Here is a 26,350-nt window from a genome sequence, read left to right on the forward strand (position 1 = left end):
TCACACCCTTGCCATCACTTCGTCACGGAACCGCAGCGCCCAGTCCCTGAAGGCGGCCGGGTCACGAGCGCGGCCAGCGCCGATCGCAGGCAGCGCAACGATGCGGGATACACCCAGGTCTGCGAGACGCCGATAGTCGTCGAGCGTGTCGTATCGGACGGCGGTGGTGGTGATCTCGAAGGGCAGGCCGGCGCGTCCGGCATCGGCGCGCGCGCGGTTCACGATGGACAGCATGTCGGTGAACTCCTCGATGCCGCGCGATCCGATTTCGATCCAACCGTCTCCCAAGCGGCCCGCGCGCCTCAGCGCGGCGGGTGACGACCCACCGACATGAATGGCGATTGCGTTACGATTGAACGGTTTTGGATTGAACCGGATGGGGCCGAACCGGTAAAACTCGTCCTGATAGTCGATGACTTCCTCGGTCCACAACCGGTGAAGAATTCTGATGATGCTGTCGGTGCGTCGGCCGCGATTGTGGAATCCGGCGCCGACCGCGTCGAATTCGGCAGCCAGCCAGCCGACTCCGAGTCCGAGTTCAATTCGGCCACCGGACATGCGGTCAACGGTCGCGAGCGATCGGGCCAGTGCCAGTGGGTGGTAAAGGGGGGCGATGCATACGGTCGGGATCAAGCGCACAGTTTGCGTACATGCGGCAAGGAACCCGAGCTGGACGAACGGGTCGTAGCAGGCGAGATTGTCCGAGAGAAGTTCGACACCGTCGAGCCGGAGCACACCGTCGTCGGCGTAGGGGTAAGCCGCTGGAATACGATCCGGGTAGACGAGATGATCGGGCACATGGAGGCTGGTGAAGCCGGCCTCCTCCGCGATAGCCCCAACTTGTGCGTAGTGGCGCGTGCCGACCACCATCTGCAGACCGAACTGCAGACCGGTCGATCTATCGTTCGGGGCTGTGTGCGCTTCCACCGGATTGCTGACGGACATCCTCAGACCCCCAGCACTCGGCGGCCGATGAGTTCCTTCATGATTTCGGTTGTGCCCCCGGCGATCCGGAAGAGACGTGAATCTCGCCAGTGGTGAGCGATCGGGTACTCATCCATGTAGCCCCAGCCGCCATGCAACTGCAGGCACGAGTCGATCAACCTGAAGCTCAACTCCGTCGTCCACCATTTGGCCGCGGCGGCATCTTCGCCGGTGAGCTCACCGGCGACATGAGCCGCGAGTTGACGGTCGACGTAGACGCGTGCGATATCGACCTCTGTGCGCAGGGACGCGAGCACGAACCTGCTGTTTTGGAACGACCCGATCGGTTGGCCGAAAGCGTAGCGGTCCTTGACGTAGGTGAGTGTTTCTTCAAGCGCGGCCTCGGCCTGCGCGACCGCTCCCACGGCGATCGACAATCGCTCCTGGGCAAGGCCGTCCATGAGGTAGTAGAACCCCTTGTTCTCCTCGCCCAGTCGGTTGGCTGCCGGGACGCGCACATCTTCGAAGAACAGCTCGGCTGTGTCCTGGGAGTGCAGCCCGATCTTCTTGAGATTGCGCCCGCGCGTGAACCCGGCAGCACCACGCTCCACGACGATGAGGCTGAGCCCGTTACTTCCGCTTCCGCCGGTGCGGCATACGACCACTACGAGGTCGCACAGAATGCCATTCGAAATGAACGTCTTGGCTCCGTTGATGACATAGTCATCGCCGTCACGCACTGCGCGGGTTGTCAGGCCCGCAAGGTCTGAGCCGGCAGCAGGTTCGCTCATCGCAACTGCGGCGATGAGTTCGCCGCTGCACAGGCCCGGTAGCCACCGTTGCTTTTGTTCAGGGTTGGTGAATTTCATGAAGTACGGCAGGGCGACATCGGTGTGCATGCCGATGCCCTGGCCAGCTGTCAACGCGCCGGCACGAGCGAACTCTTCGATCCGTACGGCGTTGTAGCGGAAGTCGGGTTCTCCACCGCCGCCGAATTCCACAGGTGCCGCAGTGCCGAGGAGCCCAACGTTGCCCGCCTTCTCGAACAACGACCTGTCAACGATTCCCGCCTCATCCCAGCGATCGCGGTTAGGCGTCAGCTCATGGTCGGCGAAGCTGCGCGCGAGCTTCCGGAAAAGGTCGTGCGACTCGTCGAAGCAGGTGCGACTCAACGGCATTGACATCGTCCCAGTGGTCGTCGGGGCGGACGGCAGCTACTACTCGCAACAGAGCCGAAGCGGCCCGCATGGTGATTACGACGCTATGGTGACCCAGGAGTTCAGTCGTCCGTACCGGTACTGATTCCGCGACGAAGCGATCGACGCACACTCAATGCGGGCACCCAGGAGCTGTTGGGTGAACCGTGGCGCGTCAGCATGACGCTCGAGGTGAAGGTTCAGCTGACTTCGCCCGGCTTGCCGTCGTCACCGCGCCGTTAGTTAGGTCTGCAACTCACGAGGAGAAGCCACAAGGTGGAGTTCAGAGCAGGGATGCGCCTGCAAAGTGCGGTGTGCGACACCGGAATCATTATTGTCAAGCCGCCGAAGAGACCAGGGGACATCCGGTGCGGCGGAGTGCCGATGCTCGGCCTTGACCAGACTGCTTCGTCCGGTGTGGTGCTCAGTGAGAACGCGAACGGGGGGACCCTGCTGGGTAAGCGTTACGTCTGCGAGGACGCCGGATTGGAGGTGCTGTGCACCAAGTCGGGCACCGGATCGCTGGCCTTCGACGACGTACCGCTGGTCGAGCAGGGCGCCAAGCCGCTGCCCCCGTCGGACTGAGCGGCCCATGAATATCGCAACACTGCTCGAGATGAGCGCCGACGGGTTCGGGGATCGGATCGCCTACGGGTCCGCAGGCGACGGCCTGTCATTCCGGCGTCTGCTTGAGTTGGCCACGGAGGCCTCCCGTAGATTTCGCGCGGACTCGGTGAGCCACGTAGCGCTCATCGACGAGAACAGTCCCGCGGTGCCCGTGACGTTGTTCGGCGCCGCACTGGCCGGTGTGCCCTACGCGCCGATCAACTATCGCCTTGCCGAAGACGTGGTCGCGGAACTGCTGAAACGGCTCGGCGACACAGTGCTGGTGGCCGGCGTCGACTACCGAAACCTGGCCAGGGGTGGGCCGGTGATTGTCGCGGAGGAGTTGCTCGCCAAGCCATCGGAATGCGGCGATCCGGTCGTGGCGCCCGGTGACCCCGATGACGTCGCGGTTCGGTTGTTCACCAGCGGAACGACGGGCACACCCAAGGCCGCAGTGCTGCGACACCGAAACCTGAGCTCCTATGTGTTGGGGACCGTGGAGTTCGACGGTGCCGACGAGAGTGAGGCGGCTCTTGTCAGCGTCCCGCCGTACCACGTCGCTGGTGTCGCCTCGGTGCTGTCCGCCGTGTACGCGGGACGACGAGTGGTACAACTAGCGAATTTCACGGCGCAGAAATGGGTTTCGACCGTGGCCCACGAAAAGATCACCCACGCGATGGTGGTACCGACGATGCTCACGCGGATCGTCGACCTTCTCACTCGCGAGCAGATGGCCTTGCCGAGCCTCCGCCATCTGTCGTATGGCGGCGGCCGGATGCCGGTGCCGGTGATCGAGCAGGCGATGCGTCTGCTGCCCGACGTGTCGTTCGTCAACGCCTACGGGCTGACCGAGACCAGTTCAACAATCGCCCTACTCGGCCCCGACGATCACCGCGATGCCTTCAGGTCGAACGACGACGCTGTCCGTCGCCGACTCGGCTCGGTGGGCCGGCCGATCGGCGGGGTCGAGATCGAGATCAGGGACCTCGACGGCGATAGCGTCGGTCCGGAGGTCAGCGGGGAGGTCTGGGTGCGTGGGGCGCAGGTCGCCGGGGAGTACTCCGGGGCCGCACCGAACGTGACCGACGACGGCTGGTTTCCCACCAACGACGGCGGATACCTCGATTCCGACGGCTATCTCTTTCTCGAGGGCCGCCTCGACGACGTGATCGTGCGTGGGGGCGAAAACATGTCCCCGGGAGAAATCGAAGATGTGCTCCTGCAACATGAGGCAATCGCGGACGCTGCGGTGATCGGCGCTCCGGATGTGGAATGGGGCGAGAAGGTGGTGGCTTTCGTCGTTGCCGCCGGGGCCACCCTGTTCGCCGACGATGTCCGTGATTGGGTGAAGAGTCGGCTGCGCTCGTCACGAACTCCTCATGACGTGCACTTCGTCGATGAGCTGCCATACTCCGACACCGGCAAGCTCTTGCGTCGTGAACTTCGGCGACGACTCAACGGCTCTGGCGGCTGATTCAGTAGTGGTACGGATGACGCGCCACCGCGGACCGGGCATGCTGCTGCCACACGACACCGAATTCGGATGTACGCGCTCGACGCGTTGGCCGGAATGGAACACATGCGGTTGATCAAACGAAGGTTGCTGCTGACGCTGGCCGTGGTGTGGTTGACAGGTCCGTTGTGGCCGGGCGGCTCACCGGTTGTGGGGGCTGAGCCGTTGGTGCCACCGACCCCGGCCGAAATCGACTACCTCGACCAACTGCGCAAGATACTTCCGGGCACCGGTGATCCCGTGGCTTTCAACAACGATGCCGAGTTACTCGCGAAAGGTCGCTACGTCTGCTACATGCGCGACGCCAACGAACTCGTGGGCTACGAGGCCACCTTGGTATCGGCCACCGTGACGCAACTCGCATTCATATATCTATGTCCGAACTGAGTATTCAGGTACTCGATGGCGCGTACTGAGTGCCAGAAACGTCTCCACGCGAGGAGAACCGGGATGCGCCGGCTTGTCCTGAGGATTACAAGCGCCACGATGACGGCAGCGTTGATACTGATGGGAAGTCCTGCGGCACAAGCAGACAACGCGACCTTCGTCGCTGATGCCCGTGCTCTCGGATTCCCGCAGTGGGACGATGTGCTGATCAGGATGGGCCTGTCCGCCTGCCGCTTCCTTCAACCGCATCTGCGTAGAACACCAGCAGACGTAGCGCAGCACATAAGGCGATTCGCGAATGTCGGACCCGACCAGGCACACCAGTTCATGACCTTGGCCGTGCACGAATACTGTCCGCAGCTCGCCGGCAGGCTCAGCTCCTGAGGTCCGAGTGTCCGATCAGATGATGTGGACATCGGTCACGGCGGGCTGAGCCACGTCCGGGTGGGGCTGATGAGGAACCTGAACGGGCCGCGCGCGCAGTAGGTGCTGGTGTCCGCCATCGTTGCGCAAGTCGTTCCGTTGTAGGTGACGTAGCTACGTGGCGGCAGGGTGCGTTCTGCCCGCGCAGAGGGAAACTGGAAGTCCAAGAGCGGGTCATACCGGTCGTACCGGGTCACGATGTTTCCGTTGACCCAACCGATGTGGCTGGTTCCCGGTGGCGCACCGCGAATGTCGCCTGTGCAGCCGAAGCTTCCCCTGTCCCAGATACCGCAGTTCAGCCCGAGCGGGGACAGGAACCACACGCCGGCGCCGCTGGCAGTGAAGAATTCGCTGGGATCGCGACGATCGTAGGACGTCAGAATCAGGTCGTGGTCCGGGTATGGACTGGGCGGGGGGTCGCTCAACGTGTCCGCGTTGGCTGGGTGCAGGGTTCCGGCCAGCAATCCGAATGCCAACATCGGTAGCAGCCACTGAGAAACCCGGCCACGTCGGCGTCGTCGGCCCGTCACGGCAGGAACCCGCTCTGCTCGGGGAACAGCGGTCCTCGGTCGTACGACGAGATGGTGTCCGGTGTATGCGGCACACTGCCGTAGCAGCTCGCATTGCCCACGTCCAGCGTACTTTCGCAAATAACTCTGTCTCCGGAGGAAATACGCACTGTCACGAACTGACCCTGCAGTACCCGGCCCACGGTCGCTGCCGTTCTGAACTTCGGTCGCCAGTCGGCACGTAGTTCGGCACCGCTATCTGTGGGACTGAACGCGTCCGCCACGGGGACGGTGATGTGAAATGGCAGGCCTACTTCATACAGCGATTGCTTGCCTGAGCGGTCGCGGTACTCGATCTTTGCCACTGTCGGAACCACATGCGAAAACACCTCGTAGGTAACGCTGTCTTCGGCGTGCGCTGCGGGAGCCGCTACCGCCGTCATCAGCCCGGACGTCATGCAGACGGCGAAGACGAGGAGACCTGCATCTGGGCGTTTAAGCACCGGCCAACACCACCGTGGTCAGGTAGTGCCCGGTGCGCTCATTCTGAATCAGGCTCACGCCGTAATCGGTGTAGGAGCAGTCGGGAAGGATGTCGGATCCGATGATCAACAGACCCGCGATCGCTTGGGCATCGGTGTCGCCCGCGCCCTCGATCTGAACGGCCCTGCCGCCCCCGTAACCGAGATCTTTCAGTATTGGCAGCGGTTCTGGCACTGGAACGGCCCGACCCGTGTGGTCAAGCCACTTGTCGGTCGAGCGATTCACGATCTCGGCCGCCTGCTCGACCAGCGGATCGGACCGAAGCGGCGCACAGGACGGCCGCGCCGCCATCACCGCGGCTCGCAGATTCTCCGCCGAGTTCGCGACCGCCGACGGTGCCAACGAAACAGCCGCACTAACAAGGGTTATCGCTGTCATCGCCGAGGTCGCGGTGCGGCGGTAACCGGATGGGACTGACCGTCCGATAGACCAGCGGCCGCCCAGTGAAGTATCGACCTGCACAGTGGTCCTCACCCGCATACGTGTGATCGGTGGATGTCGCTGCCCCAGCGCTTCGCCTTCTGGACCGAAGGTCCGGTGAACCAGGCCGGCTGATGGGCCTTGATGCCGTTGTTCACGTTGGAGAGTTGCTCCCAGAGTTTGTAGAACGCTTCTCCCTCATAGATGGGGAAGTAGGTATCGCCGAATGTGTTTCGAGCTTGCGTCAGCGATTGGACGCGTGGACCCAGGAAGGCCAACGATTTGTCGAGGTTGCCGGTGATGATGTCGACCTGCTGCTGGATATTGCCCCGGCTGTAGTCGAAGTCCTTACCATCCGGTCCGATCCGGTTGTACTGGACTCGGTCGATCTGGTCCCTGAGGGTGGCGTATTGCCGGTTGTACCACTGGCACAGTTCGCTCATCGCAACGATGTCCGCGTCGGTGACGCGGTGCCTGGTTTGATCGTAAGGGAACGGAAACTTCGGCTCCCAGCTCGACGGGGTCGGTGTGACAATGGGAAATGATCGGATCAAGTCGCTGTCAGAGGGTGGATCGGGTGGCGAGGGCGGGTCTGGTGGCCGGGCATCGGCCGCCGAACCCAGCAGCACAGCCGAGATTGCCAACACTATTGCCACACTTGCTGTCCCGGCGACGGCCTGGCGAAGTCTGTCTCGGACCGTCTCGTACCCTCGAGGCATTTTTCCCTCACGTATCTCCGGATCGATGGCGAACTACTTTGGACCCACGACCTTGCCGACTCCACCGACATCGGTGATCTGCCAGCCGTTGTTGCTGTCGATTGTCACGCTGTATGTCGCGGTCGACTGCAGCGCTTCAGGCGCCTGAACTGTCTTGGTTTGGACGCTGACAAAGCAGTCGACGACGAATATTCCGTCAGCATCGGAGCGAACCTTGGCGACGAGTGGCTCGGCAGTCGACGTCCACTCCAGCGGAACGACGATCTGTTCCATGGAATCTGCTGCTTCTGTCAACCTGTCGTTGAGCTCCGGGCTGGTCCCGGCCACCAGTGCAGCCTTCCAAGGCTCGAGGTTTTGGAAGTCCATCGTCGCAGCTTTCACCGCGTAATCGAGTGCTGTTTTTTCGGCGCGCGCACTGTTGGCCGATTCGGTGGCCTGCGCGTCGAGTCGTTGCTGCGCACCGATGTACAGCCACGTCACGGCCGCCACCGCGGCGATCAAGACGGTGATTACCGCCCCGATCGCCAGGCTTCGGACACCGATGTGGATCGATCGAGGCCGCCGTGGCGACGACGTGTCTTCGACGCGCCCTTCATCGGTTGACGCATCGTCTGGGTCGGTAGGGGTTGCGACGGAGTTCTCAGTGTCCCGATGCAACGGATCCGGTTCGGTTGCAGCGGGTCTTTCAGTGTTGGTGAGGCTTTGTGCCATGGCCGTTCCTTTCCGGTCGAGTCAACACGTGATGCGTTCGTCTCATCGTGTTCAGGGCGGGAGCACTCGCAGGGTGATCGTTCCGTCGGGCGGTACTGCCGCCAACATGTTGTCCAATATCTGGCCGGTGTCGAAGTTCATCAGTGCGGCGGAGATGGCATTCAGTTTCGGCAGCATGGCCTCGCCAAGAATTTTCAGATCGCCGCCGGCGATATCGAGAAAGTTCTGGACTCGTGCGATGAGGTTGTTGAAGTTGGTGATGTTCTCCGGCTCCCCGCGATGCAGGAAGGCCGGAATCCCCTTGAACATGTCCTGCGACCATCTGAAGATTTCCTCGATCGAAGGCGTCAGGCCATCAAGTACTGGACCGACCCATTCGGCGTTCTGCAGCAGTGCTTGGAAGTTGTCGAGCAGGATGCGGCCGCGGCCGCGCATATCCGCAGCGGTGTTTCTCAGCAGCATGCTGGTGCGCGACAGGTTGGGCAGCACTGTGGTCGGGTCCGGCCACGCGGTGTCGAGCTGATCGACGATGCGCTCGACAGCTCCGACGTCAAGCTGGTCGAGGACTCGTACCACGCTTGTCGCCAGCTCCGAAACAGAGGGTGGCTGTGTGACCGCTTCCGTGTCGATGCGCTGCCCGTCTTGAAAAGTCGGCCCACCCTCACTGCGAGGTATCAGAGCGATGTACGACTCTCCGAGTGCCGACAGGTTCTCGATTCGTATCTCGCTGTCGACTGGAATTCGGTAGCGGCGATCAATCCAGAAGGCGACGGTTGCCGCTTCCAGTGCTGTGCTGGTGTCGAGGACCTTGCCTACGGGCACGCCTCGCAGCAGTACGTTCGAACCGGCAACGAGGCCGTTGATCTCGGCTACGGCCATGGATAGGTTGGTTCGTTCGGCCGGTGGCTTCACACGGAGGCCAAGCGATCCGAAGTAGCCGAGGACAAGCACAACGATCAGGGCGAACGCGCTGAACGACACGACATCTCGCAGCCTCATGGCATCGCCCCCAACATCCGCAGCACGTCTTGCACATTGCCTGACAGTTCCCGCCCGTCAGGTCCCACGATCGACGTGATGTTGATCGCCGGGTACTTGTCTTGCGGGATGAAGAAGTCGGTGAACAGCCGCCGGTATTTTGGTATTTCCTCTTCGACGTTGATCTTGGAGCGCTGAAGCGCACCGACGACTTCTGCCTGCGAGTTCAAGAACGGGACCAGCCAGAATCCGCCGGCCGCCACGCTGCCGACACCCGGAAGGAGCCTACTGATCGTGTTGGCCGGAATCACGACGCGCTCCAGGCTCAGTTGGCCTCTGGGCGAGAGCACGAGATCGATTTGGGTGTTGCGGGTACGCCACACCTCACCCATCTCCGACATGCCCGCAAGCAACTCGTCGACTTGAGCGATGTTGTCCGACAGGTCCGAAAGGTCGTCGACCACCCGGGAACTGAGCCGACGCACTTCATCGCTCGGCGGCGTTAATCGATTGATACGGACCACCGTGTTCTGCGCACGCTGGATAGACCCGCTTCCGACGAAGGTCGCAAGGCTTGCCAGGGTGTCTTCCAACTGCGGTGGCGACGTTGTCTGCGCGAGTGGAAGCCGACCGCCGGGGCTCACCCTGGGCGCCGGCGAATCACCTGTCACGGGTCGATCGATGGCCACGTAGATGTCGCCTAGCACGGTGGCCTGCTCCAGTGACGCGTGAGCGTTCGATGGCACCGAGACGTCGGACGCGATGCGCGCGGTGACGTCGACGTGACGGGGCGTCATGGTCACCTGGGTGACGACACCGACGGTTACGCCGTTCAATGCGACCCTTGCGTGGTCGGGCAGGTTGAGGACATCCTCGAATTCGAGGGTGATGTCATATCCGTCGCGGTAGGAATTGCCCGGTTGCGGTAACGAGTTGACGTCGAGTTGCGCGCACGACGACAAGATGGCGACGCCGGCCAGGAGTGCGGTAAGGCTGCGAATTCGGCGCTTCATCGGTTGGCCGCCTGGGTCAGGACATACTGCAGCAGGGCTACGTCGACTGCGTAGGGCATGCCGGCGACGTTCGCGCAACTACCGGGCATCGCCGCGTTCATGTACCCGCACTGCGCCCATCCGTCTGGAGTGCGCACCCGGTACAGCGGTGGTCGGTAGCGGATGGTGAATGCGGCGGCGCCGGAGTTTCCGCGACTTTCGGCGAAGTTCGCGATTCCGTTGATCAACCGCGGCGCGACGTTCAACAGGCTGGCATAGAACGGCGCACGTGGCGAGATCTTGCGCACAACAACAGAAACCGAGTCGAGCGTTTGCTGAACTTCACCGCCGAGTTGGGTTTCCAAGTCGGCGACCATGGTGATCAGCGGGATGAGCCCGTGGAACAATTTGTCCGCGCCCAGCACTGTCGATGCGACTTCCGGCCCGACTTGCTCCAGCTCTTCGAGCGTGCTTTTCACCGTGGGCTCGATCGCCCTGATCGCCGAGGTCAGCTGGGAGAGGTTCTTCATGATGGCACCGATGTCGCCGATGGCCTGATCGGGGGAATCAAGCAGTGCCGACGCCTTGGTCAGCGCCGAATTGATGTCGGCGCCCTGCCCCCGCAGCGCCTGATCGATTCCGTCGACGACGTCACCGACGTTCGTCGATCCGTCCGGGTTGATCGCATTGGTGAACTCGGTCGAAGCACCAATCACCTGAGACAGGCTTTTCGGGGTGAATGATCGGCCAAGCGGTATGCAGCCGGCCTCCGGCAGCGGGGTGCCGCCTTCATAGTTGCCGACGAGTTCGAGTGAGCGGTCCGCGAGAAGCGAGGTCGATCTGATGACCGCCTTGACGTCTTTCGAAAGCAGCCGCTGTTCGTCTACCACGAAGGTCACCCGCACGCTCAGGTTCTCAGGGGTGATGGCGGTGACCTTTCCGATCCGCATACCCATCTGCGTCACCGGGTTGTTGATGTACAGGCCCACGGTGTCGGGCATGATGGCGCAGTACTCGGCCGACCGAGCCTGGGTGCCGATCGGCGCACACGAGCCGCACAGCAGAACCAGAGCCAACGCGCCCAGTGCGCTCGCGGTCGCCCGAGCGGCCCGCCACAGAGTCGATGTACCCATCAGCATGGGCTCCCTGGTACCGGAATGCACAGGTCGGTGGCCAACAACGCAGGCCGTGCGTTCTGCGCGTCCAGGATTCGGTCGAGCAGGTTCTGCGCCCGCTGCAGGGTGCGCACCGTCAACCCGTTGCGTTCCACGAACAATCGGAACCTGTGCTGATATTGCCGAATCTTTTCGATGAACTCGAGACGGTGGACTTCGTACGCGTCGGCGACCGGTTTGATCGCCAGTAGTGCCTCCCCGAGGCCGGTGATCTGCGCCTCGAGCCCTTTGCCGTATAGCACAAGGGTCTGTGTCACGATGGACAACTTTTTCACCAATTCGACAAGCTCGTCGCGGTGATTGTTCAGGGCTCGCATGTACTGCTCGGTCACGTCCAAGATTGCGGATACCTGCCCTTGTTGCCTTTCTATGGTCGACATGAGGGAGTTGCCGGCATCGATTGCCGCCGACAGTGCTTCCACATTGGTTCCGGTGAGCCCTTCTTGAATCTCGTTGAGGGACTGGTTGATCGGCTTCGGGTCGACGTTCTGGGTGACCTTCGTCGTATCGCTGAGAGCTTGCATCAGGTTGTAGGGCATCTTCACGCGTTCCAGCGGAATGGGATCGGCGCTAAGCGGGGTGTCACCGATGGAGTTGAGGTTGACGTAGTACCCGCCGACCACCGTGAGCATGCGGACGTCAACTTGGGACTCGTCGCCGACAAAGGCGTTGTTGTCGATGCGTAGCTGGACGCGGACACGATCCGGTTCCAGTGAGAGTTCGTCGACCGTCCCCACTTTGATGCCTGCCATCCGCACTTCGTCACCGGACTGAATCGATGCGGCGTCGACGGTGTAGAAGCTGACCAGCTTGTTTCGTCCGGGCGGGTGGTAATAGACGTAGGCCAGCACGAGCGCCACCACGGCGGCGAAAACCAGCGCACCGATGCCCACCGCCAGGGAGTTTCGCAGCATCTTCATCGGTTGCATAGGACCACCCGTCGACCATTCAGCAGTACGTCCATCGTTTCCGGCAACTGCGCTGCACCGCGACTGCACGGTTCCGGGTCGCCCTCGCGGACCGGTGGCGGGACGTTCTCGTACATGACCGGCACCAGTTCGAATGCCTCGAAGAAGTTGTCCAGGTTGCTGAATGCGCGGTCGAGAGCTTCGTCGACATGGATGCCCGGCTTGAGGCCGGCGTTGTGCAGCAGTTGGACTGCAGGGGTGAAGAAGGCCTCGCCGTATAGCCACGCCTTCCGAAACTCGTCGCGTACGGCCAGAACCGAGTCGACTGGCTGTTCGACCAGATCGATCAGTGCGATCAGCGTTTTCGATCTGCCGTCGATCGTGTCTGCCAATTGCTTGAGGTTGCGCATCAGTGTCGCCACGACCTCTTGGCGGTTCGAGACGAACTCCGTGAGCTTTCGAAAGCTTTCCAGCAGTGGTCCCAGACCGTCGCCATCGCCGGACAAGAAGGACGCCGCATTGGCCGTGAAGACGTCGATCTCTTCAGGACTCAGTGTGGCGAGAACGGGTTGTAGACCGTTGAACAATGCGGTGATGTCAAAAGAGGGCTGCGTCATGGTCGTCGGCACTCTGGTCATCGTTAGGGCATCGGAATTGCCCTCGGCAGGATTCAACACATCGAGATATCGCGCACCGGTGAGAGCCTGGTACTTGATGGCAATCCGCGTAATCGGCACGACACCGTAGCGCCGGTCAAGGGTGAACTTCACCGCCGCGAGGTTCTGCTCGTCGCGCCGCATCAGGTCGATCGATTCCACCTTGCCGACACGGACTCCGCGCACACGCACGTCGTCGTCTTCATGTAGCCCAGACGCGTCGGTGAATTCTGCGACGTACGTGTGAGTTTCGGTCGCTACAGGGTTGATGAGGATATTCGCGAGCACGATCAGTAGCGTGACCGCCACAGCGAAGCTGATGGCAAGGCGCCACAATGCGGAGGCAGGTTTCATCACCATCAGCCCGGGCTCCCCTCGGCGCTTGCCGGCGGCGGCGCAGCGGGAGGCGGTGGCATCACCCCGAGTGGTGCGGCCACACCGGGCAGACTGTCCAACAGGATCCGCACTTGAAGAGCACGTTGCTCGCCATTGCCCTGGTAAAGGGTTTCGAACCGAGAGCGGATCTCCGCCAGGGTCTGCGCGACATCGTCGGGACGCAGCAGAGCGGGCACGGTGTCCGTCACCGATTTGAGCCCGTCGATCATCGGCAGCAAGTCATCGACGTGGCTTGACTCCAGCTTGCCGACGGCGGCGAAGAGACCATCCGCTGCGATGTCGAGATACGTTTTCATCACATTGTTTACGTAGTCTTCGGATTCGTCCGCGAAGTCCTTGATCGACACCCATTCAACGAAGGGCGGTTCCAGTTTGGGGCCCGTCGTCGCCGGTGGCGGCGGCGCCGAACTCCGCTCGGGGTAGTAGTCGAAGTCGACATGCCGTGCGGCGCCGTCGACGAACGCCTGGACAAGAGGCGGCAAGGCGGTCAGGGACGACGTCGTATTGGCCAACAGATGCGCTGTGGAAACCGTTTGGACGTCGGCGACCGCCGTCGTGGCGATCAAGAGGGTTTCGAGCAGCGGGTTCAACCCGTCGGTGTACCGGGTCACCCGGTCGACGACATTGATGAGCTGGGGAGTGAGCGCGGCGTCCGACACCGAACCCAGTTGAGTCAACAACTGCGACAACGTGAAGTTTCCCTTGGGCACCAGGCTGATCTGGCTTCCGTCGCGCAGTGGCTGGCCGTCCGGACTCGGAATGACGTTGATTCCGGGCACACCGAAGTAGTTGATCGGCCGGAAGTCGATCTGCATGGTGTCGGTCAGGCCGGCGATCGGTCGTTTCTGCAGGTCGGTGACGAGTCGAACGTCCCCGTCGCGCATGATGGCCACGTCGGTGACCTCGCCGACTTCGACTCCGTGCATCACCATTGCCGATCCGGGTTCGATTCCTTGGCCGACATAGGGGGTCGTTATCGCGACCGATATCCGCTCAGGCGAGCGCTGCGCCAAGGGATTCGCGGCGGCGATGAGCACAGCGACGACGGCGCAGAGCACCACGGCGGTGCCAATGAGCGCCAGGATCCGCTCCTGTGTTTCCTCTGGCTTGTGCAACATTTGCGCGCCACTACCCCTTGAAAATGTATTCGGGCTGCAGACCCCACAGCATCACGGTCGTGGTGAGATCGAGAATCATGATCGTTACGAGACTTGCGCGAACCGCGCGACCGGATGCCTGGCCGACTCCGACCGGCCCGCCGGAGGCGAAATAGCCGTAGTAGCAATGGATCAACGTCGCAGCCATGCAATAGGTGACGGCCTTGATCAGTGAGTAGGTGAGATCAGTCGGTGTCAGGAACTGGACGAAGTAGTGGTCGTAGGTTCCGCCGGGTTCGTTGTGGAAGACAGTGACCACAGTGTCCAGCACGAGAAAGGTGGTGACGAGCGTCAGCAGATAGCCCGGTATCACACACAACATGCCGCCGATCAGCCGAGTACCAACGACGAACGGAATCGGTCTGATCCCCATTGCATCGAGGGCGTCGATCTCATCCGAGATACGCATGGCACCGATTTCGGCCGTCATTCGTGTGCCCGCCTGCGCGGTGAACGCGATGCCGGCCACCAGTGGCCCGATCACGCGGACCGCCGTTATCCCACCGATCAGGCCGGCGAGCCCTTCGAAGCCGATGATGTTCAACACCGCGAGCGCTTCGATAGCGACCGACCCACCGACGGCGATACCGAGGATCAGCAACACGCTGATCGTTCCGCCGTCCACGATGAGCGAGCCCCGACCCCAGGAGAGGTTGATGGTCGCCCGCAGTGTTTCTTGGGTGTATCGACGAACGGTCAGTGGCAGAAACCAAAGCGTCTGACCGAGGAACAGAACCCATTGGCCGATCTCGCGAATCGGTCGACGGATTACCCGCATCGAAGCGACGCGGGTGTGTAGAAGGGTGGATGGAGCCATCAGGCGATCGCCATCGGAAAGAACATCGTCTGGATCTGGGTGATCGCGAGGTTCGCGAACACGATGCACACGACGTTGATCACCACCGCTGCGCTGACACCATCTGCGACGCCGCGGGGGCCGCCCTTTGCCTCCATTCCTCTCAGCGCCGAAACAATCGCAACGATCGCACCGAATACGGCGGTCTTCGCGATGGCGAACCATACGTCGGTCATCTTCGCGAACGACCCGAACGACATCCAGAAGCTTCCCGGGGCCACGTCGTTGACCGCTATCGACAGAACGAACGCGGCAGCCGTCCCGGCCCCGATGATGAGCAGGCACAAGATCGGGGAGATCACGATCAACGCCACGAACCGAGGTACCACCAGTCGGCGCACCGGATCGATGCCCAGTACCCGCATCGCGTCGAGTTCCTCGCGTATCGCACGCGCGCCGAAGTCGGAAGCGATGGCCGACGCCGCCGCCCCTCCCATCAGAAACCCCGCCGTGATGGGCGCTCCCTGCCGAACGACGCCCACCCCGCTGGCCGCACCCAGCAGTGCGGTTGCCCCGATCTGAGCGACCAACCCGGATGTCACCACGGTGACCATCGCACCGAATGGAATAGCCATCAGCAGTGCCGGCGTCGCGGTCACCTTCAGCAGCACCCATGCCTGCCAAAGAACTTCGGCTACCGGGAGCCGCAACGTGAGCGTGTCGGTGATCGTGTAGCGCACCACGTCGACAGCGAGACGTACGCCGCGGCCGGTCGTGTCTACAGCACGGACTGGAATCCTTCCCGCCGCCAGCGTCTTCCGGCCCGCTACCGCGAGCCGAGGTGACGGCGATGGTTGCTGCCGGCCAACGTCATTGATGCGAGTGGCCACCCGGGATTCCTCACTTTGTTGTCATTGAGGGAACGCTTTATCGGAAGACACGAACCAGCGCATCACGGCTGTGAAGCGGATAGCGATGTGCACGGCTGGAGAGTAGAACGGGGCCGTGACGGTATGGCTCCGTACAAGTACGGAGTTGCAGCTGAATGGCGGCCTCGGAAGTTCGAAGACTACCTAGCTATGTTCAGACGGTTTGGCCACCGATCGGTCAGTACCCGCCTTCCGGCGGCGCCAGTTCCAGCCGCACCCCCAACAGCCGGACGGGCCGATCCAGATCGAAATCGGCCAGCAGGTCGAGCGCTGTTGCGGTGATCGTCTCGGCGTCCACCGACGGTGCTCGCAGTTTCCGAATCTTGGTTCTGGTGTAGAAGGTTTTGGTGCGCATCGTCACGGCGACCCGGGTGACGATGCGGTTCTGCTCGACGACCTCGGTCAGCGTCTGCCGCGCCAGGTCGACGACGGCGGCCTCCATCTCGCCGCGGTCGGTGAGATCGGTGGGGAAGGTGACGACGTGGCTGCGTGATCGGGGTACCCACGGTGTCGCGCTGACGTCGGTGTCGCCACCGCCCTTGGCCAACAACAGGATCCACAGGCCGGTCGTGGGCCCGAACGTCGATGTCAGCGTGGTGGCGTCGGTGGCGGCCAGATCGGCGACGGTGGTGATGCCGATCATGGCAAGCCTTTTGGTGGTCTTGGGCCCGACGCCCCACAATGCGTCGACCCCGCGGTCACCCATCACCGCCATCCAGTTCTCGTCGGTCAGCACGAAGACACCCGCCGGCTTGCCGAACCCGGTGGCGACCTTGGCCCGCTGCTTGTTGTCGCTGACGCCGACCGAACACGACAGGCCCGTCTCGGTGGCGATGACCTCGCGGATCCGGTCGGCCAGATCGACGGCGTCGGCCACGGCGGTGAGTTCGGCACCGACATAGGCCTCATCCCAACCCCATACCTCCACCGGGTGGCCGAAATTGCGCAGCAGCCCCATCACTTCCTCGGAGGCTGTGTCGTAGGCGTCGGTGTCCAACGGCAAAAACGTTGCATCCGGGCACTTTCGGGCCGCGGTGCGCAGCGGCATGCCTGCGTGCACCCCGAACTCGCGCGCCGGATACGACGCGCACGTGACGACCTTGCGGGGCTCGTCGGGAATACCGTTGCCGCCGACGATGATCGGCAGGCCGTCGAGTTCGGGGCGGCGACGCACTTCGACGGCGGCCTGGAACTGGTCGAGATCGACGTGCAGGACCCAGCGCGTCATTGCCCGCACAGTTTGCGCGCCACCGACTCCCACGCATCGCCGAGGCTCGGCAACGTCGCGCCGCGCTCGGCGAGGTGATGGTGCACGTAGTCGGCGTCGAGCAGCGCGAGCAGCGCGGCGGCCTGCGCGTCGAGGTCTCCGGAAGTGCCCGCGTCTTCGAGCAGCACGCGGAGGTGGCGGTGATGCAGGGTGGCCGGCGGGCTGAACCGCGTCTGCGGATCGCGATTGGCGTCTGCCATCAGGGCGTGGTGGGTATGGACGAACTCGAGTCGGCTGCGCCCGTAGGCCAGCAGCCGGTCCAGGGGCGGCGCGCCGGGGCCGAGCGGGGGAGGGCCGAACAGGAAGGCTTCCTGTGCGACCTTCTCGTCCTCGTCGAGCAGCACGATCATCAGGCCCGCCCGGCTGCCGAACCGGCGAAACAGCGTGCCTTTGCCCACGCCGGCCGCCGCGGCGATGTCATCGGTGCTGACGGCGTCGGCGCCGCGTTCGGCGATCAGGCGATGTGCGGCGTCGAGAAGCAGCATGCGATTGCGCGCGGCGTCGCCTCGCTCCTGAGGCTCTTGGTCGGTGACCGGCAGCTCGGTGAGCGGACGAGGTGCGGCCATCGCACCAGTCTAGGACAGCCGGAATTAATCGGACTACAGTCCGGTTCTGCTGGGAGAAGAGTGTCAAACAGACCGAAGAGGAACGCGAAATGGTGGACATCAACGTGCTGGTGCTGGTGGGCAGCTTGCGGGCGGGCTCCATCAACCGTCATCTGGCCGAGTTGGCGGCCGAAACCGCTCCGGCCGGGGTGACGCTGCGGCTCTTCGACCGACTTGGGGAGCTGCCCTTCTACAACGAAGACCTCGACAACGAAGACCTCGACAACGACGCCCGTGGCGTTGCCGAACCGGTTGCGGCGCTGCGTCAGGCGGCCGCCGAGGCCGACGCGGCCTTGGTCGTCACACCCGAGTACAACGGCTCCATTCCGGGCGTGCTCAAGAACGCGATCGACTGGCTCTCGCGGCCGTTCGGCGCCGGTGCGCTCCAGGACAAGCCGTTGGCCGTGATCGGCGCCGCGCTGGGTCGCTACGGCGGTGTGTGGGCGCACGACGAGACACGCAAATCCTTCGGGGTCGCTGGCCCGCGGGTGGTCGAGGATCTGCAGCTGTCGGTGCAGAGCACCGTTTTCGACGGTAAGCATCCCCGCGAGAACGCCGAAGTGGCCGCCAACCTGCGCGACATCGTCGGCAAGTTGGCCGCCGAGGTCGGTTAGCCGGCATCGACCGGTGGCCTCCAACGGGGCCACCGATTAGTTTGCTGGCGCGGGTATGCACCCGGGCGGGCAGCCAGGTTTTGTCGGCGCGGGATGGTAAACCGAGCGGTGTCGGGCGCCACACGCGACGGTGTGATGTGCGACACGCCGGGAGTGTCGGACCAGAAGGCTTACGACCTGCGAATTTCAGAAATGTTATTCAGAACATCTGGTATCCCTTCGCAATGTCGGACACTAGGTGTAGTGTTTCGAGCACCGACAGACCACCGCGGTACGTGTACCGCTTCAGGGTCAGCCGGAGCCCCCGAATCCGGCGCGGTCGGTTTCCGACCCTCCGAAGAGGGAGTGCCGGCAGCCAGGAATTTCGGAGGTCTTCGGGCCGCTGAAGTAGAGCGGGATGTAGTAACCGACGAGTTGCCAGTCTCAGTGCAGTGACAGTTGTAGAGGAGCCGTACCGAAGATGAGCCAGCCATCGATCACCGTGTACACCAAACCCGCCTGCGTGCAGTGCAACGCCACGTACAAGGCGCTCGACAAGCAGGGCATCGCCTACGAGACGGTCGACATCAGCCTCGACACCGAGGCCCGTGACTACGTGATGGCGCTGGGCTACCTGCAGGCGCCGGTCGTGGTGGCCGGTAACGAGCACTGGTCGGGCTTTCGGCCCGATCGCATCAAGGCGCTGGCAGGCGCGGTCGCGGTAACGGCATAGCGGCCGCATCCGCGGCGCAACACATAGAGGAATCGGATAGCCGACGACATCAGGAAGGAGTCGATGATGAGCAGCCTCGTCTACTTCTCCAGCGTGTCGGAAAACACCCACCGCTTCGTCGCGAAGCTGGGGCTGCCGGCCATCCGGATCCCGCTGCACGGACGCATCGAGGTCGACGAACCTTATGTGCTGGTGCTGCCCACCTACGGCGGTGGGCGCGCCACACCGGACATCAACGACGGTGGCTATGTCCCCAAACAGGTCATCGCGTTCTTGAACAACGAACACAACCGGTCGTTGCTCCGCGGCGTCATCGCCGCGGGCAATAACAACTTCGGCGCGGAATTTGCCTACGCGGGCAACGTGGTGTCCCGCAAGTGCGGCGTGCCGTACCTCTACCGCTTTGAACTCATGGGAACTCCCGACGACGTGCAAGCCGTTCGTGCGGGCTTGGAAGACTTTTGGAAGGACCAGACGTGCCACCAACCGTCACAGATGCAGAGCCTGTAACCGCCGCGACCACCACCACCGGCGGTGGTCATACGCTGCCCGGCGAAACGGATTACCACGCGCTCAACGCGATGCTGAATCTGTACGACGCCGACGGAAAGATCCAGTTCGACAAGGACCGGGAAGCCGCGCATCAGTTCTTCCGCGAGCACGTCAACCAGAACACGGTGTTCTTCCATGACATCGACGAGAAGCTCGACTATCTGATCCAGCAGAACTACTACGAGCGTGAGGTGCTCGACCAGTACTCGCGCAACTTCGTCAAGACGCTGCTCGACCATGCGTATGCGAAGAAGTTCCGGTTCCCGACGTTCGTCGGCGCGTTCAAGTACTACACCAGCTACACGCTGAAAACGTTCGACGGCAAGCGCTACCTGGAGCGCTTCGAGGACCGCGTGGTGATGGTGTCGCTGACGCTGGCGGCCGGCGACACCAAGCTGGCCGAGCAACTGGTCGACGAGATCATGGACGGCCGATTCCAGCCTGCCACCCCGACGTTCCTCAATTCGGGTAAGAAGCAGCGCGGTGAGCCAGTTAGCTGCTTCCCGGCGGGGACCCCGGTGGATACTCCCGACGGACCCAAAGCGATCGAGACGCTGCAGGCCGGCGACCGGGTGCTCTCCCACGACGGATCCTTTTCCGTGGTCGAGTCGGTTGTCGAGAATCCCAACGATCAAGCGCTGGTGTCGATATCGCACTTCGGACACAAAGAGCCCATCCACTGCACGCCCGAGCATCCGATCCTGGTTTGGACGACGCGGGACGTGCAGACACTCATCGACGGCGATGGCGCCGATCCGTTCAACGGATTCGTGTGGCTGGCCGCCAAAGACGTTCATCCCAGCGACTTCATCGTCACGGCGGTGCCGCTGGAGCGACGGCAGCGGCGGGTCTATGACCTGATGGAACACGTCGGCTCAGGTGAGTACGAAGAGGTCGACGGGCTGATCCGCAAGGTGAACTGCGATAAGAAGCACCGCAACAAGCAGCGTCACCGGATCGGATTCGTATCGGTGAACCGATATGTCGAGGAGTCCTACGACTTAGGCTTGATCTTGGGCTGGTACGTCGCTGAAGGACATGTCTCCAAGCGGTCGGGTCCAGATGGCGTTAAGACGCCTAACGGCATTCATTTCACGATAGGTACTCACGAACTCGAATACCAGCAGGAGTTGGCGGCCGCCTTCAAGCGGGTGTTCGCAGCGGATCTCGCCGTTAACCAAAGTGTCTCGGACCAGTCGGTGCGCATGATCTGTAACAGCAAAGTCGTTGCGTCGCTGTTCCTTTCCACGGTCGGTACGGGATACCACTGCAAGCGGTTGTCCCACGACGTATTGACAGCCGACGAGGAGTTCCAGCGTGGACTTCTGGCGGGCTTGTTCCGCGGGGATGGGTGCAGCACCAACGGTGGTGTGGTGCTCGACCTCGTGAATCCGGAACTGATTGACCAGGTGCAGCTTCTTCTGCGCCGCCTGGGAATCGTGTCCAGGGTTCGCCAGTACGTCAATCGGTCAGGCAATGTGACAGGTCAGGTATTCGTTCCCGGTTTGCCCGGCGCCAACGAAGAGTTCATTTTCGATGTCGGAAAGAACCTGCACAACTACGTCGGCGCGAAGGGTACGTCGCGCACCACGTACCAGGTCGTGCACGGGCGGCATGTGTACGGCGTTCGGGAACTGAAGCACACGCAGGATGTCCCAGAGAAGGTCTACAACCTTCACGTCGAAGGCACGCATACCTACACGATTCGTGGCACGGTCGTACACAATTGCTTTTTGCTTCGCATCGAGGACAACATGGAGTCGATTGGTCGCTCGATCAACTCGGCATTGCAGCTGTCCAAGCGCGGCGGCGGGGTCGCGTTGCTGCTGAGCAACATTCGCGAGCACGGCGCGCCGATCAAGAACATCGAGAACCAGTCCTCGGGCGTCATCCCCATCATGAAGCTGCTGGAGGACTCGTTCTCCTACGCCAACCAGCTGGGTGCGCGCCAGGGTGCGGGTGCGGTCTATCTGCACGCCCACCATCCCGACATCTACCGGTTCCTGGACACCAAGCGCGAGAACGCCGACGAGAAGATCCGCATCAAGACGCTGTCGTTGGGTGTGGTGATTCCCGACATCACGTTCGAGTTGGCCAAGAAGAACGAGGACATGTACCTGTTCTCGCCGTACGACGTCGAGCGCGTCTACGGCCTGCCGTTCGCCGACATCAACGTCACCGAGAAGTACTACGAGATGCTCGACGACGCGCGCATCCGCAAGACCAAGATCAAGGCACGCGAGTTTTTCCAGACGCTGGCCGAGTTGCAGTTCGAGTCGGGCTATCCGTACGTCATGTTCGAGGACACCGTGAACCGGTCGAACCCGATCGACGGCAAGATCACCCACTCGAACCTGTGCTCGGAGATCCTGCAGGTCTCCACACCGTCGCTGTTCAACGAGGACCTGAGCTACGCCCATGTGGGCAAGGACATTTCGTGCAACCTGGGGTCGCTGAACATCGCCAAGGCGATGGACTCGCCGGACTTCGCGCAGAGCGTCGAGGTGGCGATCCGGGCGTTGACCGCGGTGTCTGATCAGACCCACATCTACTCGGTGCCGTCGATCGAGCAGGGCAACAACGACTCGCACGCGATCGGGCTGGGGCAGATGAACCTGCACGGGTACCTGGCGCGCGAGCGGATCTTCTACGGCTCCGAAGAGGGCATCGATTTCACCAACATCTACTTCTACTGCGTGCTGTATCACGCGCTGCGGGCGTCGAACCGGATCGCGATCGAACGTGGTTCGGCGTTCAAGGGATTCGAGCGCTCCAAGTACGCCTCGGGCGAGTTCTTCGACAAGTACACCGAGCAGGTGTGGGAGCCCAAGACCGCCAAGGTGCGTGCATTGTTCGACGATGCGGGCATCCGCATTCCGAACCAGGATGACTGGCTGCGGCTCAAGGAGTCGGTGCAGAAGCACGGCATCTACAACCAGAACCTGCAGGCGGTACCGCCGACGGGGTCAATCTCCTACATCAACCACTCGACGTCGTCGATCCACCCGATCGCCAGCAAGGTCGAGATCCGCAAGGAGGGCAAGATCGGGCGGGTGTACTACCCGGCGCCGTACATGACCAACGACAACCTGGAGTACTTCCAGGACGCCTACGAAATCGGCTACGAGAAGGTCATCGACACCTACGCCGCGGCCACCCAGCACGTCGACCAGGGCCTGTCGTTGACGTTGTTCTTCAAGGACACCGCCACCACGCGTGATGTCAACAAGGCCCAGATCTACGCTTGGCGCAAGGGCATCAAGACGCTGTACTACATCCGGTTGCGCCAGATGGCGTTGGAAGGCACCGAGGTGGAGGGCTGCGTCAGCTGCATGTTGTAGGGCGCCTCGATGCGCCGCGTGTGTTGAGCGTGCATTACGCCAACACCCGGCGCTGACGCGTTGCATACTGCGACATGCGCTACGACGCCTTCGTCTCCTACTCGCACGCGGCCGACGGCCGGCTGGCGCCGGAGTTGCAGCGTGCGCTTCAGCGCCTGGCCAAACCGTGGTACCGGCGCCGGTCGCTGGAGGTTTTCCGAGACGAGACCGGGCTGGCCGTGGACCCGCATCTGTGGAATGCGATCGTGCGGGCGCTGGATGAGGCCGAATGGTTCCTGCTGCTCACCTCGCCGCAGGCCGCCGCATCGGTGTGGGTCAATCGCGAGATCGAACACTGGAAAGCGCACCGGCCCGTCGACCGGATCCTGCCCGTCCTCACCGACGGCTACTGGGAGTGGGACCCGGAGAAGGGCGACTTCACCGACGACTCCGACGCGGTGCCGCCCGCGCTGCGCGGCGTCTTCACCGACGAGCCCCGACACCTGGATCTGCGCTGGGCACACGAAGAAGACCAACTCGACCTGCGCAACAGCCGATTTCGCAATGCGGTCGCGGAGGTGGCCGCGCCCCTGCACGGCCGCACCAAAGACGAGATCGAAGGTGAGGACGTCCGCCAGCACCGCCGCACCAAGCGCATCGCCTGGTCGGCGGTCTCGGCATTGGCCGTATTGACCATCGCCGCCGTCGCGGGTGCCGGCATCGCGGTCTACAACGCCAACCAAGCCGAACAACGCCGCCTCCAGGCCGAAGCTCAGCGGCTGGCCGCGCAGAGCAGAACCGAACTCGAACGGCCCGACCTCGCGTTTCTGCTCGCCGCGCACGGCTACCGGATGCACCCCAGCCTGCAGACCGAAGGCGCGCTGCTCACCGCCGTCGCCAACCTGCCCGAGTTCAAACAACGCATCCCCGTCGACGCGCCGGTGACCGCAGTCGCCGTATCCGATGCCGCCGACCGGGTGTGGATCGGCACGGCAGACGGCAAGGTCACAGCGCACAGTTTCACCACCGGCGCCGAAATCGGCCGAGCCGAGGACCAATTCGACCGCGAGGTCGTCGCGATGGCCCCCGCCGCAGCCGGCGCCGACGCGGTCGTCGTCACCGACGGCACCGTCGTCACCACCCTCGACAGCGCACTACGACCCGCCGTCGTGCGCACACCGGACACGGCGGTCAGCGCGCTGGCCGTGCAACCCACCACGGGCCGCATCGCGGCCGGCACCAGCGCAGGCGGCGTCCTGGTGTGGGACGCCGACAGTTCCGCGCCCACAACGATGTTCCCGGCGCTACCCAACGCTGCCGGGCGCATGTCCGCGGTCACCGCGCTCGCCTGGACGCCCGACGGCGGGCTGGTGGTCGCCGGGCAGGACGGTGCGGTTCGACGGTTCGACGTCACCAGACCTGACCGGCCCGTATGGGAGCAGGTCGAGGCCGGGAGTTCGGCCGACGACGGACCGGTGAGTTGGGTGTCGGCACTGACCGTCGTCGGCGACGGCACCGTCGTCACCGGCGGCAGCGACGGAACGGTGGGGTTCTGGAACGGCGCGGACGGAATGCCGACGGCCGCCGGCCGCAACGAAATTCACGCCGATGCGGTGACCGGGCTCGTCGCCACCGGTGACGGTCCCGAGGCCGGGTCGGTGGCATCGGTGTCGGAGGACGGCTTCGTCATCTACTGGAACCACCTGACCGGTTCGCCGCCGCTGCCGCCGGTCAAGGTCGACGAGCAGGCCGGCACCGCCGTGGCATGGGACCCGGCAGATCCCGCCCAGGGCGTCACCGGCGGAACCGCGGGCGGCGCTTTACTTCTCGACTATGGCGACGACCGCCGCCGCCCCCTGGCCCGACCCGTCGAAGGTTGGACCGATGCGGTGGCGGTCGCCATCTCACCCGCAGCCGACCGGTTGGCCGTGGTGCGCGCGACCGTCGAACCCTCGGGCTCCGGCGAAAGCGCACAGGGGCAACTGATCACCGAGTTGACGCTCACCGATGTCGCCGAACCCGATCCCGCAGGCCCATCGGTGACGATCGACGGCATGGTGGACGAGGTCGTCTTCTCGTCCGACGGCTCCCGGGTGTTGGCCAGCACCACCGAAGGCGAGGTGGTGGTGTGGGACGGCGTCGCAGAGGCGCCCACCGCCACCCGGGTCGCGCCCGGGGAGCCGGCGAGCCAGCTGGCCGTCTCACCCGACGGCGTCACAGTGGCCACCAGGTGGATGAACACAGCGTCCCAGTCGTTCGAGGCAGCGCCCGTGCGGCTGTGGCGGTTGGAGGGCGACGAACTCGTCGAGCAGGGCCAGATCGCGGGTCCGCCACTGGCGTTCGGTCTCGCGTTCACCCCGGACCGATCGCGTCTGGTGATCGGCGGCACCGGTGAACTGGTCATCCATCGGCTGGCAGACGGAACAACCACCACCGTGGAACTGGACAACGATGAAACGCGTTCGTTGGCGGTCGCACCCGACGGCAACACCATCGCGGTCAGCCTGTGGAGCGGCCCGATCCGGCTGTTCGACACCCAGACCGGCAGGCCGACCGGCGACGACCTTCGGGTCGCCAAACGGGTGACCGACGTCGCGTTCCGGGGTAACAGCGAACTGGCCACCGTCTCGGAGGACGGCAGCATCATCTTCTGGGATCTGACCAGTCGGACCAGGCTCTCCGACCGACCGCTGACGGCTGTGGACCGCAACGCGGGCGCGGGTTTCGCGCTGGCACCCAGCCTTGCGCTCGCACAAGATGTGGCCTTGACGGCCTCGGTGGCGGATCGCCGCCTGATCCGCTGGTCGCTGAACCCGACGGACTGGATCGCCGAGGGGTGCGCTGTCCATCAGCGCGACCTGACCGACGCCGAGAAGGACCGCTATGACCTCGAGGACGCCGACCCGATCTGCGAAGAAACTCAGAAGAACCGGTAGCCCTGTCGGCTGATCGAAAAGCCGCGGCCGGTCTCGACGTCGCGGCACGTCATGCCCGACATCGCGCTTTCGCACCGCAACACGCCCGCGCTGGTGGATTGTCCGTATCCAAGCGGCCCGCCGCCGGCCAGCGCGGTGTCACCGGCGCAGACGAACCGGGGTGACGCACCGGCGTCGAGAACCAGTCCCTGGCCGTAGTTGTACGGGCAGTCCGACGGCGGAGGCGGCGGCGCCCAATCGCGTTCGCGGATATCGCATCGCACCTGCGACGAGTCCATCATGCAACCGATGTTGTCCGACGGCGACGTGAAACCGAACAGGTCATCGGCGGCGTGCGCGTCGGGCGGCGCAACGGTCAGCAGCGCACCAGCCGCCGCGGCGGCGACGATGCCCATGGTGACCCGTG

Annotated in this window: 26 protein-coding genes and 3 pseudogenes; 11 read left to right on the plus strand and 18 right to left on the minus strand. The window is 63.4% G+C overall.

Annotated features, from left to right (window positions below):
• A complete protein-coding gene (locus tag ABQF13_RS00280; RefSeq protein ID WP_448390660.1) occupies positions 1 to 945 on the minus strand; it encodes a TIGR03619 family F420-dependent LLM class oxidoreductase in 945 nt (314 codons plus the stop codon).
• Positions 946 to 947: 2 nt separating this feature from the next.
• On the minus strand, positions 948 to 2,096 hold the full coding sequence (locus ABQF13_RS00285; RefSeq protein WP_448391350.1) for an acyl-CoA dehydrogenase family protein: 1,149 nt from the start codon (positions 2,094 to 2,096) through the stop codon (positions 948 to 950).
• Positions 2,097 to 2,504: 408 nt separating this feature from the next.
• Here ABQF13_RS00285 and ABQF13_RS00290 point away from each other — a divergent pair, with 408 nt between their 5' ends.
• The 4 genes from ABQF13_RS00290 (at position 2,505) to ABQF13_RS00305 (ending at position 5,010) form a co-directional block, all read left to right on the plus strand.
• Positions 2,505 to 2,705 carry a hypothetical protein gene (locus tag ABQF13_RS00290; protein WP_448390661.1) on the plus strand — a complete coding sequence of 67 codons (201 nt, stop codon included), beginning with the start codon at positions 2,505 to 2,507 and terminating at the stop codon, positions 2,703 to 2,705.
• A 7-nt stretch (positions 2,706 to 2,712) separates the two neighbouring features.
• On the plus strand, positions 2,713 to 4,200 hold the full coding sequence (locus ABQF13_RS00295) for a class I adenylate-forming enzyme family protein (protein ID WP_448390662.1): 1,488 nt from the start codon (positions 2,713 to 2,715) through the stop codon (positions 4,198 to 4,200).
• 69 nt (positions 4,201 to 4,269) lie between these two features.
• Positions 4,270 to 4,626, plus strand: coding sequence for a hypothetical protein (locus ABQF13_RS00300; protein ID WP_448390663.1), 357 nt, complete (start codon positions 4,270 to 4,272; stop codon positions 4,624 to 4,626).
• A 99-nt stretch (positions 4,627 to 4,725) separates the two neighbouring features.
• Complete coding sequence (locus ABQF13_RS00305; protein WP_448390664.1) at positions 4,726 to 5,010, plus strand: DUF732 domain-containing protein; 285 nt, start codon at positions 4,726 to 4,728, stop codon at positions 5,008 to 5,010.
• Between the two features lie 35 nt (positions 5,011 to 5,045).
• Here ABQF13_RS00305 and ABQF13_RS00310 read toward each other — a convergent pair whose 3' ends face one another.
• The 15 genes from ABQF13_RS00310 to ABQF13_RS00380 all read right to left on the minus strand — a co-directional run bounded on the left by ABQF13_RS00310 (position 5,046) and on the right by ABQF13_RS00380 (position 17,771).
• A complete protein-coding gene (locus ABQF13_RS00310; protein WP_448390665.1) occupies positions 5,046 to 5,528 on the minus strand; it encodes a hypothetical protein in 483 nt (160 codons plus the stop codon).
• Positions 5,529 to 5,575: 47 nt separating this feature from the next.
• Positions 5,576 to 6,016 carry a hypothetical protein gene (locus tag ABQF13_RS00315; protein ID WP_448390666.1) on the minus strand — a complete coding sequence of 147 codons (441 nt, stop codon included), beginning with the start codon at positions 6,014 to 6,016 and terminating at the stop codon, positions 5,576 to 5,578.
• A 37-nt stretch (positions 6,017 to 6,053) separates the two neighbouring features.
• Entirely contained in the window at positions 6,054 to 6,392 is a 339-nt protein-coding gene (locus tag ABQF13_RS00320; RefSeq protein WP_448390667.1) for a hypothetical protein, read from the minus strand.
• A gap of 179 nt (positions 6,393 to 6,571) precedes the next feature.
• Entirely contained in the window at positions 6,572 to 7,150 is a 579-nt protein-coding gene (locus ABQF13_RS00325) for a hypothetical protein (RefSeq protein ID WP_448390668.1), read from the minus strand.
• A 123-nt stretch (positions 7,151 to 7,273) separates the two neighbouring features.
• A complete protein-coding gene (locus ABQF13_RS00330) occupies positions 7,274 to 7,951 on the minus strand; it encodes a hypothetical protein (RefSeq protein ID WP_448390669.1) in 678 nt (225 codons plus the stop codon).
• A 51-nt stretch (positions 7,952 to 8,002) separates the two neighbouring features.
• Positions 8,003 to 8,932: an MlaD family protein gene (locus ABQF13_RS00335; protein WP_448390670.1), complete on the minus strand. Its 930-nt coding sequence runs from the start codon at positions 8,930 to 8,932 to the stop codon at positions 8,003 to 8,005.
• Between the two features lie 14 nt (positions 8,933 to 8,946).
• Entirely contained in the window at positions 8,947 to 9,942 is a 996-nt protein-coding gene (locus ABQF13_RS00340; RefSeq protein ID WP_448390671.1) for an MlaD family protein, read from the minus strand.
• Complete coding sequence (locus tag ABQF13_RS00345) at positions 9,939 to 11,054, minus strand: MlaD family protein (protein WP_448390672.1); 1,116 nt, start codon at positions 11,052 to 11,054, stop codon at positions 9,939 to 9,941. Before ABQF13_RS00345 ends, ABQF13_RS00340 begins: the two co-directional genes overlap by 4 nt.
• Positions 11,054 to 12,016, minus strand: coding sequence for an MlaD family protein (locus ABQF13_RS00350; RefSeq protein ID WP_448390673.1), 963 nt, complete (start codon positions 12,014 to 12,016; stop codon positions 11,054 to 11,056). Before ABQF13_RS00350 ends, ABQF13_RS00345 begins: the two co-directional genes overlap by 1 nt.
• Positions 12,013 to 13,017: an MlaD family protein gene (locus tag ABQF13_RS00355; RefSeq protein ID WP_448391351.1), complete on the minus strand. Its 1,005-nt coding sequence runs from the start codon at positions 13,015 to 13,017 to the stop codon at positions 12,013 to 12,015. Before ABQF13_RS00355 ends, ABQF13_RS00350 begins: the two co-directional genes overlap by 4 nt.
• Positions 13,018 to 13,019: 2 nt before the next feature.
• Complete coding sequence (locus tag ABQF13_RS00360) at positions 13,020 to 14,174, minus strand: MlaD family protein (RefSeq protein ID WP_448390674.1); 1,155 nt, start codon at positions 14,172 to 14,174, stop codon at positions 13,020 to 13,022.
• Positions 14,175 to 14,184: 10 nt separating this feature from the next.
• Complete coding sequence (locus ABQF13_RS00365; RefSeq protein ID WP_448391352.1) at positions 14,185 to 14,991, minus strand: MlaE family ABC transporter permease; 807 nt, start codon at positions 14,989 to 14,991, stop codon at positions 14,185 to 14,187.
• 38 nt (positions 14,992 to 15,029) lie between these two features.
• A complete protein-coding gene (locus ABQF13_RS00370) occupies positions 15,030 to 15,821 on the minus strand; it encodes an ABC transporter permease (protein ID WP_448391353.1) in 792 nt (263 codons plus the stop codon).
• 295 nt (positions 15,822 to 16,116) lie between these two features.
• The gene (locus ABQF13_RS00375; protein ID WP_448390675.1) at positions 16,117 to 17,166 is read right to left on the minus strand and encodes a DNA polymerase IV; all 1,050 of its coding nucleotides are present in this window, start codon (positions 17,164 to 17,166) and stop codon (positions 16,117 to 16,119) included.
• A complete protein-coding gene (locus tag ABQF13_RS00380; protein ID WP_448390676.1) occupies positions 17,163 to 17,771 on the minus strand; it encodes a TetR/AcrR family transcriptional regulator in 609 nt (202 codons plus the stop codon). The genes ABQF13_RS00375 and ABQF13_RS00380 overlap by 4 nt, the downstream gene beginning before the upstream one ends.
• 89 nt (positions 17,772 to 17,860) lie before the next feature.
• On the opposite strand from ABQF13_RS00380, the gene ABQF13_RS00385 reads away from it, so the two are divergent.
• The 7 genes and pseudogenes from ABQF13_RS00385 (at position 17,861) to ABQF13_RS00415 (ending at position 25,944) form a co-directional block, all read left to right on the plus strand.
• Positions 17,861 to 18,424: an NAD(P)H-dependent oxidoreductase gene (locus tag ABQF13_RS00385; RefSeq protein ID WP_448390677.1), complete on the plus strand. Its 564-nt coding sequence runs from the start codon at positions 17,861 to 17,863 to the stop codon at positions 18,422 to 18,424.
• Between the two features lie 460 nt (positions 18,425 to 18,884).
• On the plus strand, positions 18,885 to 19,136 hold the full coding sequence (locus ABQF13_RS00390) for a redoxin NrdH (RefSeq protein ID WP_448390678.1): 252 nt from the start codon (positions 18,885 to 18,887) through the stop codon (positions 19,134 to 19,136).
• Positions 19,137 to 19,202: 66 nt separating this feature from the next.
• Entirely contained in the window at positions 19,203 to 19,646 is a 444-nt protein-coding gene (nrdI, locus tag ABQF13_RS00395) for a class Ib ribonucleoside-diphosphate reductase assembly flavoprotein NrdI (protein ID WP_448390679.1), read from the plus strand.
• A 35-nt stretch (positions 19,647 to 19,681) separates the two neighbouring features.
• A pseudogene (locus tag ABQF13_RS00400) lies at positions 19,682 to 20,191 on the plus strand (ribonucleotide reductase N-terminal alpha domain-containing protein); the annotation flags it as partial.
• Between the two features lie 6 nt (positions 20,192 to 20,197).
• Positions 20,198 to 21,388 (plus strand): annotated as a pseudogene (locus ABQF13_RS00405) (LAGLIDADG family homing endonuclease); the annotation flags it as partial.
• A 24-nt stretch (positions 21,389 to 21,412) separates the two neighbouring features.
• A pseudogene (gene nrdE, locus ABQF13_RS00410) lies at positions 21,413 to 23,029 on the plus strand (class 1b ribonucleoside-diphosphate reductase subunit alpha); the annotation flags it as partial.
• A gap of 74 nt (positions 23,030 to 23,103) precedes the next feature.
• Entirely contained in the window at positions 23,104 to 25,944 is a 2,841-nt protein-coding gene (locus ABQF13_RS00415; protein ID WP_448390680.1) for a toll/interleukin-1 receptor and WD40 repeat domain-containing protein, read from the plus strand.
• Here the strand turns inward: ABQF13_RS00415 and ABQF13_RS00420 are convergent.
• On the minus strand, positions 25,929 to 26,339 hold the full coding sequence (locus tag ABQF13_RS00420; protein ID WP_448390681.1) for a DUF6636 domain-containing protein: 411 nt from the start codon (positions 26,337 to 26,339) through the stop codon (positions 25,929 to 25,931). The two genes, ABQF13_RS00415 and ABQF13_RS00420, sit on opposite strands and share 16 nt — an antisense overlap.
• Positions 26,340 to 26,350 lie beyond the last annotated feature (11 nt).

Source organism: Mycolicibacterium sp. XJ879 (assembly GCF_053483935.1).

Excerpts from the sequence above, each read along its gene's own strand:
- ABQF13_RS00280 (WP_448390660.1), bottom strand. The coding sequence starts at position 945 with ATGTCCGTCAGCAATCCGGTGGAAGCGCACACAGCCCCGAACGATAGA.
- ABQF13_RS00290 (WP_448390661.1), top strand. The coding sequence starts at position 2,505 with ATGCTCGGCCTTGACCAGACTGCTTCGTCCGGTGTGGTGCTCAGTGAG.
- ABQF13_RS00295 (WP_448390662.1), top strand. The coding sequence starts at position 2,713 with ATGAATATCGCAACACTGCTCGAGATGAGCGCCGACGGGTTCGGGGAT.
- ABQF13_RS00300 (WP_448390663.1), top strand. The coding sequence starts at position 4,270 with ATGTACGCGCTCGACGCGTTGGCCGGAATGGAACACATGCGGTTGATC.
- ABQF13_RS00305 (WP_448390664.1), top strand. The coding sequence starts at position 4,726 with ATGACGGCAGCGTTGATACTGATGGGAAGTCCTGCGGCACAAGCAGAC.
- ABQF13_RS00310 (WP_448390665.1), bottom strand. The coding sequence starts at position 5,528 with ATGTTGGCATTCGGATTGCTGGCCGGAACCCTGCACCCAGCCAACGCG.
- ABQF13_RS00315 (WP_448390666.1), bottom strand. The coding sequence starts at position 6,016 with ATGACGTCCGGGCTGATGACGGCGGTAGCGGCTCCCGCAGCGCACGCC.
- ABQF13_RS00320 (WP_448390667.1), bottom strand. The coding sequence starts at position 6,392 with ATGGCGGCGCGGCCGTCCTGTGCGCCGCTTCGGTCCGATCCGCTGGTC.
- ABQF13_RS00330 (WP_448390669.1), bottom strand. The coding sequence starts at position 7,951 with ATGGCACAAAGCCTCACCAACACTGAAAGACCCGCTGCAACCGAACCG.
- ABQF13_RS00340 (WP_448390671.1), bottom strand. The coding sequence starts at position 9,942 with ATGAAGCGCCGAATTCGCAGCCTTACCGCACTCCTGGCCGGCGTCGCC.
- ABQF13_RS00345 (WP_448390672.1), bottom strand. The coding sequence starts at position 11,054 with ATGGGTACATCGACTCTGTGGCGGGCCGCTCGGGCGACCGCGAGCGCA.
- ABQF13_RS00350 (WP_448390673.1), bottom strand. The coding sequence starts at position 12,016 with ATGAAGATGCTGCGAAACTCCCTGGCGGTGGGCATCGGTGCGCTGGTT.
- ABQF13_RS00360 (WP_448390674.1), bottom strand. The coding sequence starts at position 14,174 with ATGTTGCACAAGCCAGAGGAAACACAGGAGCGGATCCTGGCGCTCATT.
- ABQF13_RS00365 (WP_448391352.1), bottom strand. The coding sequence starts at position 14,991 with ATGCGGGTAATCCGTCGACCGATTCGCGAGATCGGCCAATGGGTTCTG.
- ABQF13_RS00375 (WP_448390675.1), bottom strand. The coding sequence starts at position 17,166 with ATGACGCGCTGGGTCCTGCACGTCGATCTCGACCAGTTCCAGGCCGCC.
- ABQF13_RS00380 (WP_448390676.1), bottom strand. The coding sequence starts at position 17,771 with ATGGCCGCACCTCGTCCGCTCACCGAGCTGCCGGTCACCGACCAAGAG.
- ABQF13_RS00385 (WP_448390677.1), top strand. The coding sequence starts at position 17,861 with ATGGTGGACATCAACGTGCTGGTGCTGGTGGGCAGCTTGCGGGCGGGC.
- ABQF13_RS00390 (WP_448390678.1), top strand. The coding sequence starts at position 18,885 with ATGAGCCAGCCATCGATCACCGTGTACACCAAACCCGCCTGCGTGCAG.
- nrdI (WP_448390679.1), top strand. The coding sequence starts at position 19,203 with ATGAGCAGCCTCGTCTACTTCTCCAGCGTGTCGGAAAACACCCACCGC.
- ABQF13_RS00415 (WP_448390680.1), top strand. The coding sequence starts at position 23,104 with ATGCGCTACGACGCCTTCGTCTCCTACTCGCACGCGGCCGACGGCCGG.
- ABQF13_RS00420 (WP_448390681.1), bottom strand. The coding sequence starts at position 26,339 with ATGGGCATCGTCGCCGCCGCGGCGGCTGGTGCGCTGCTGACCGTTGCG.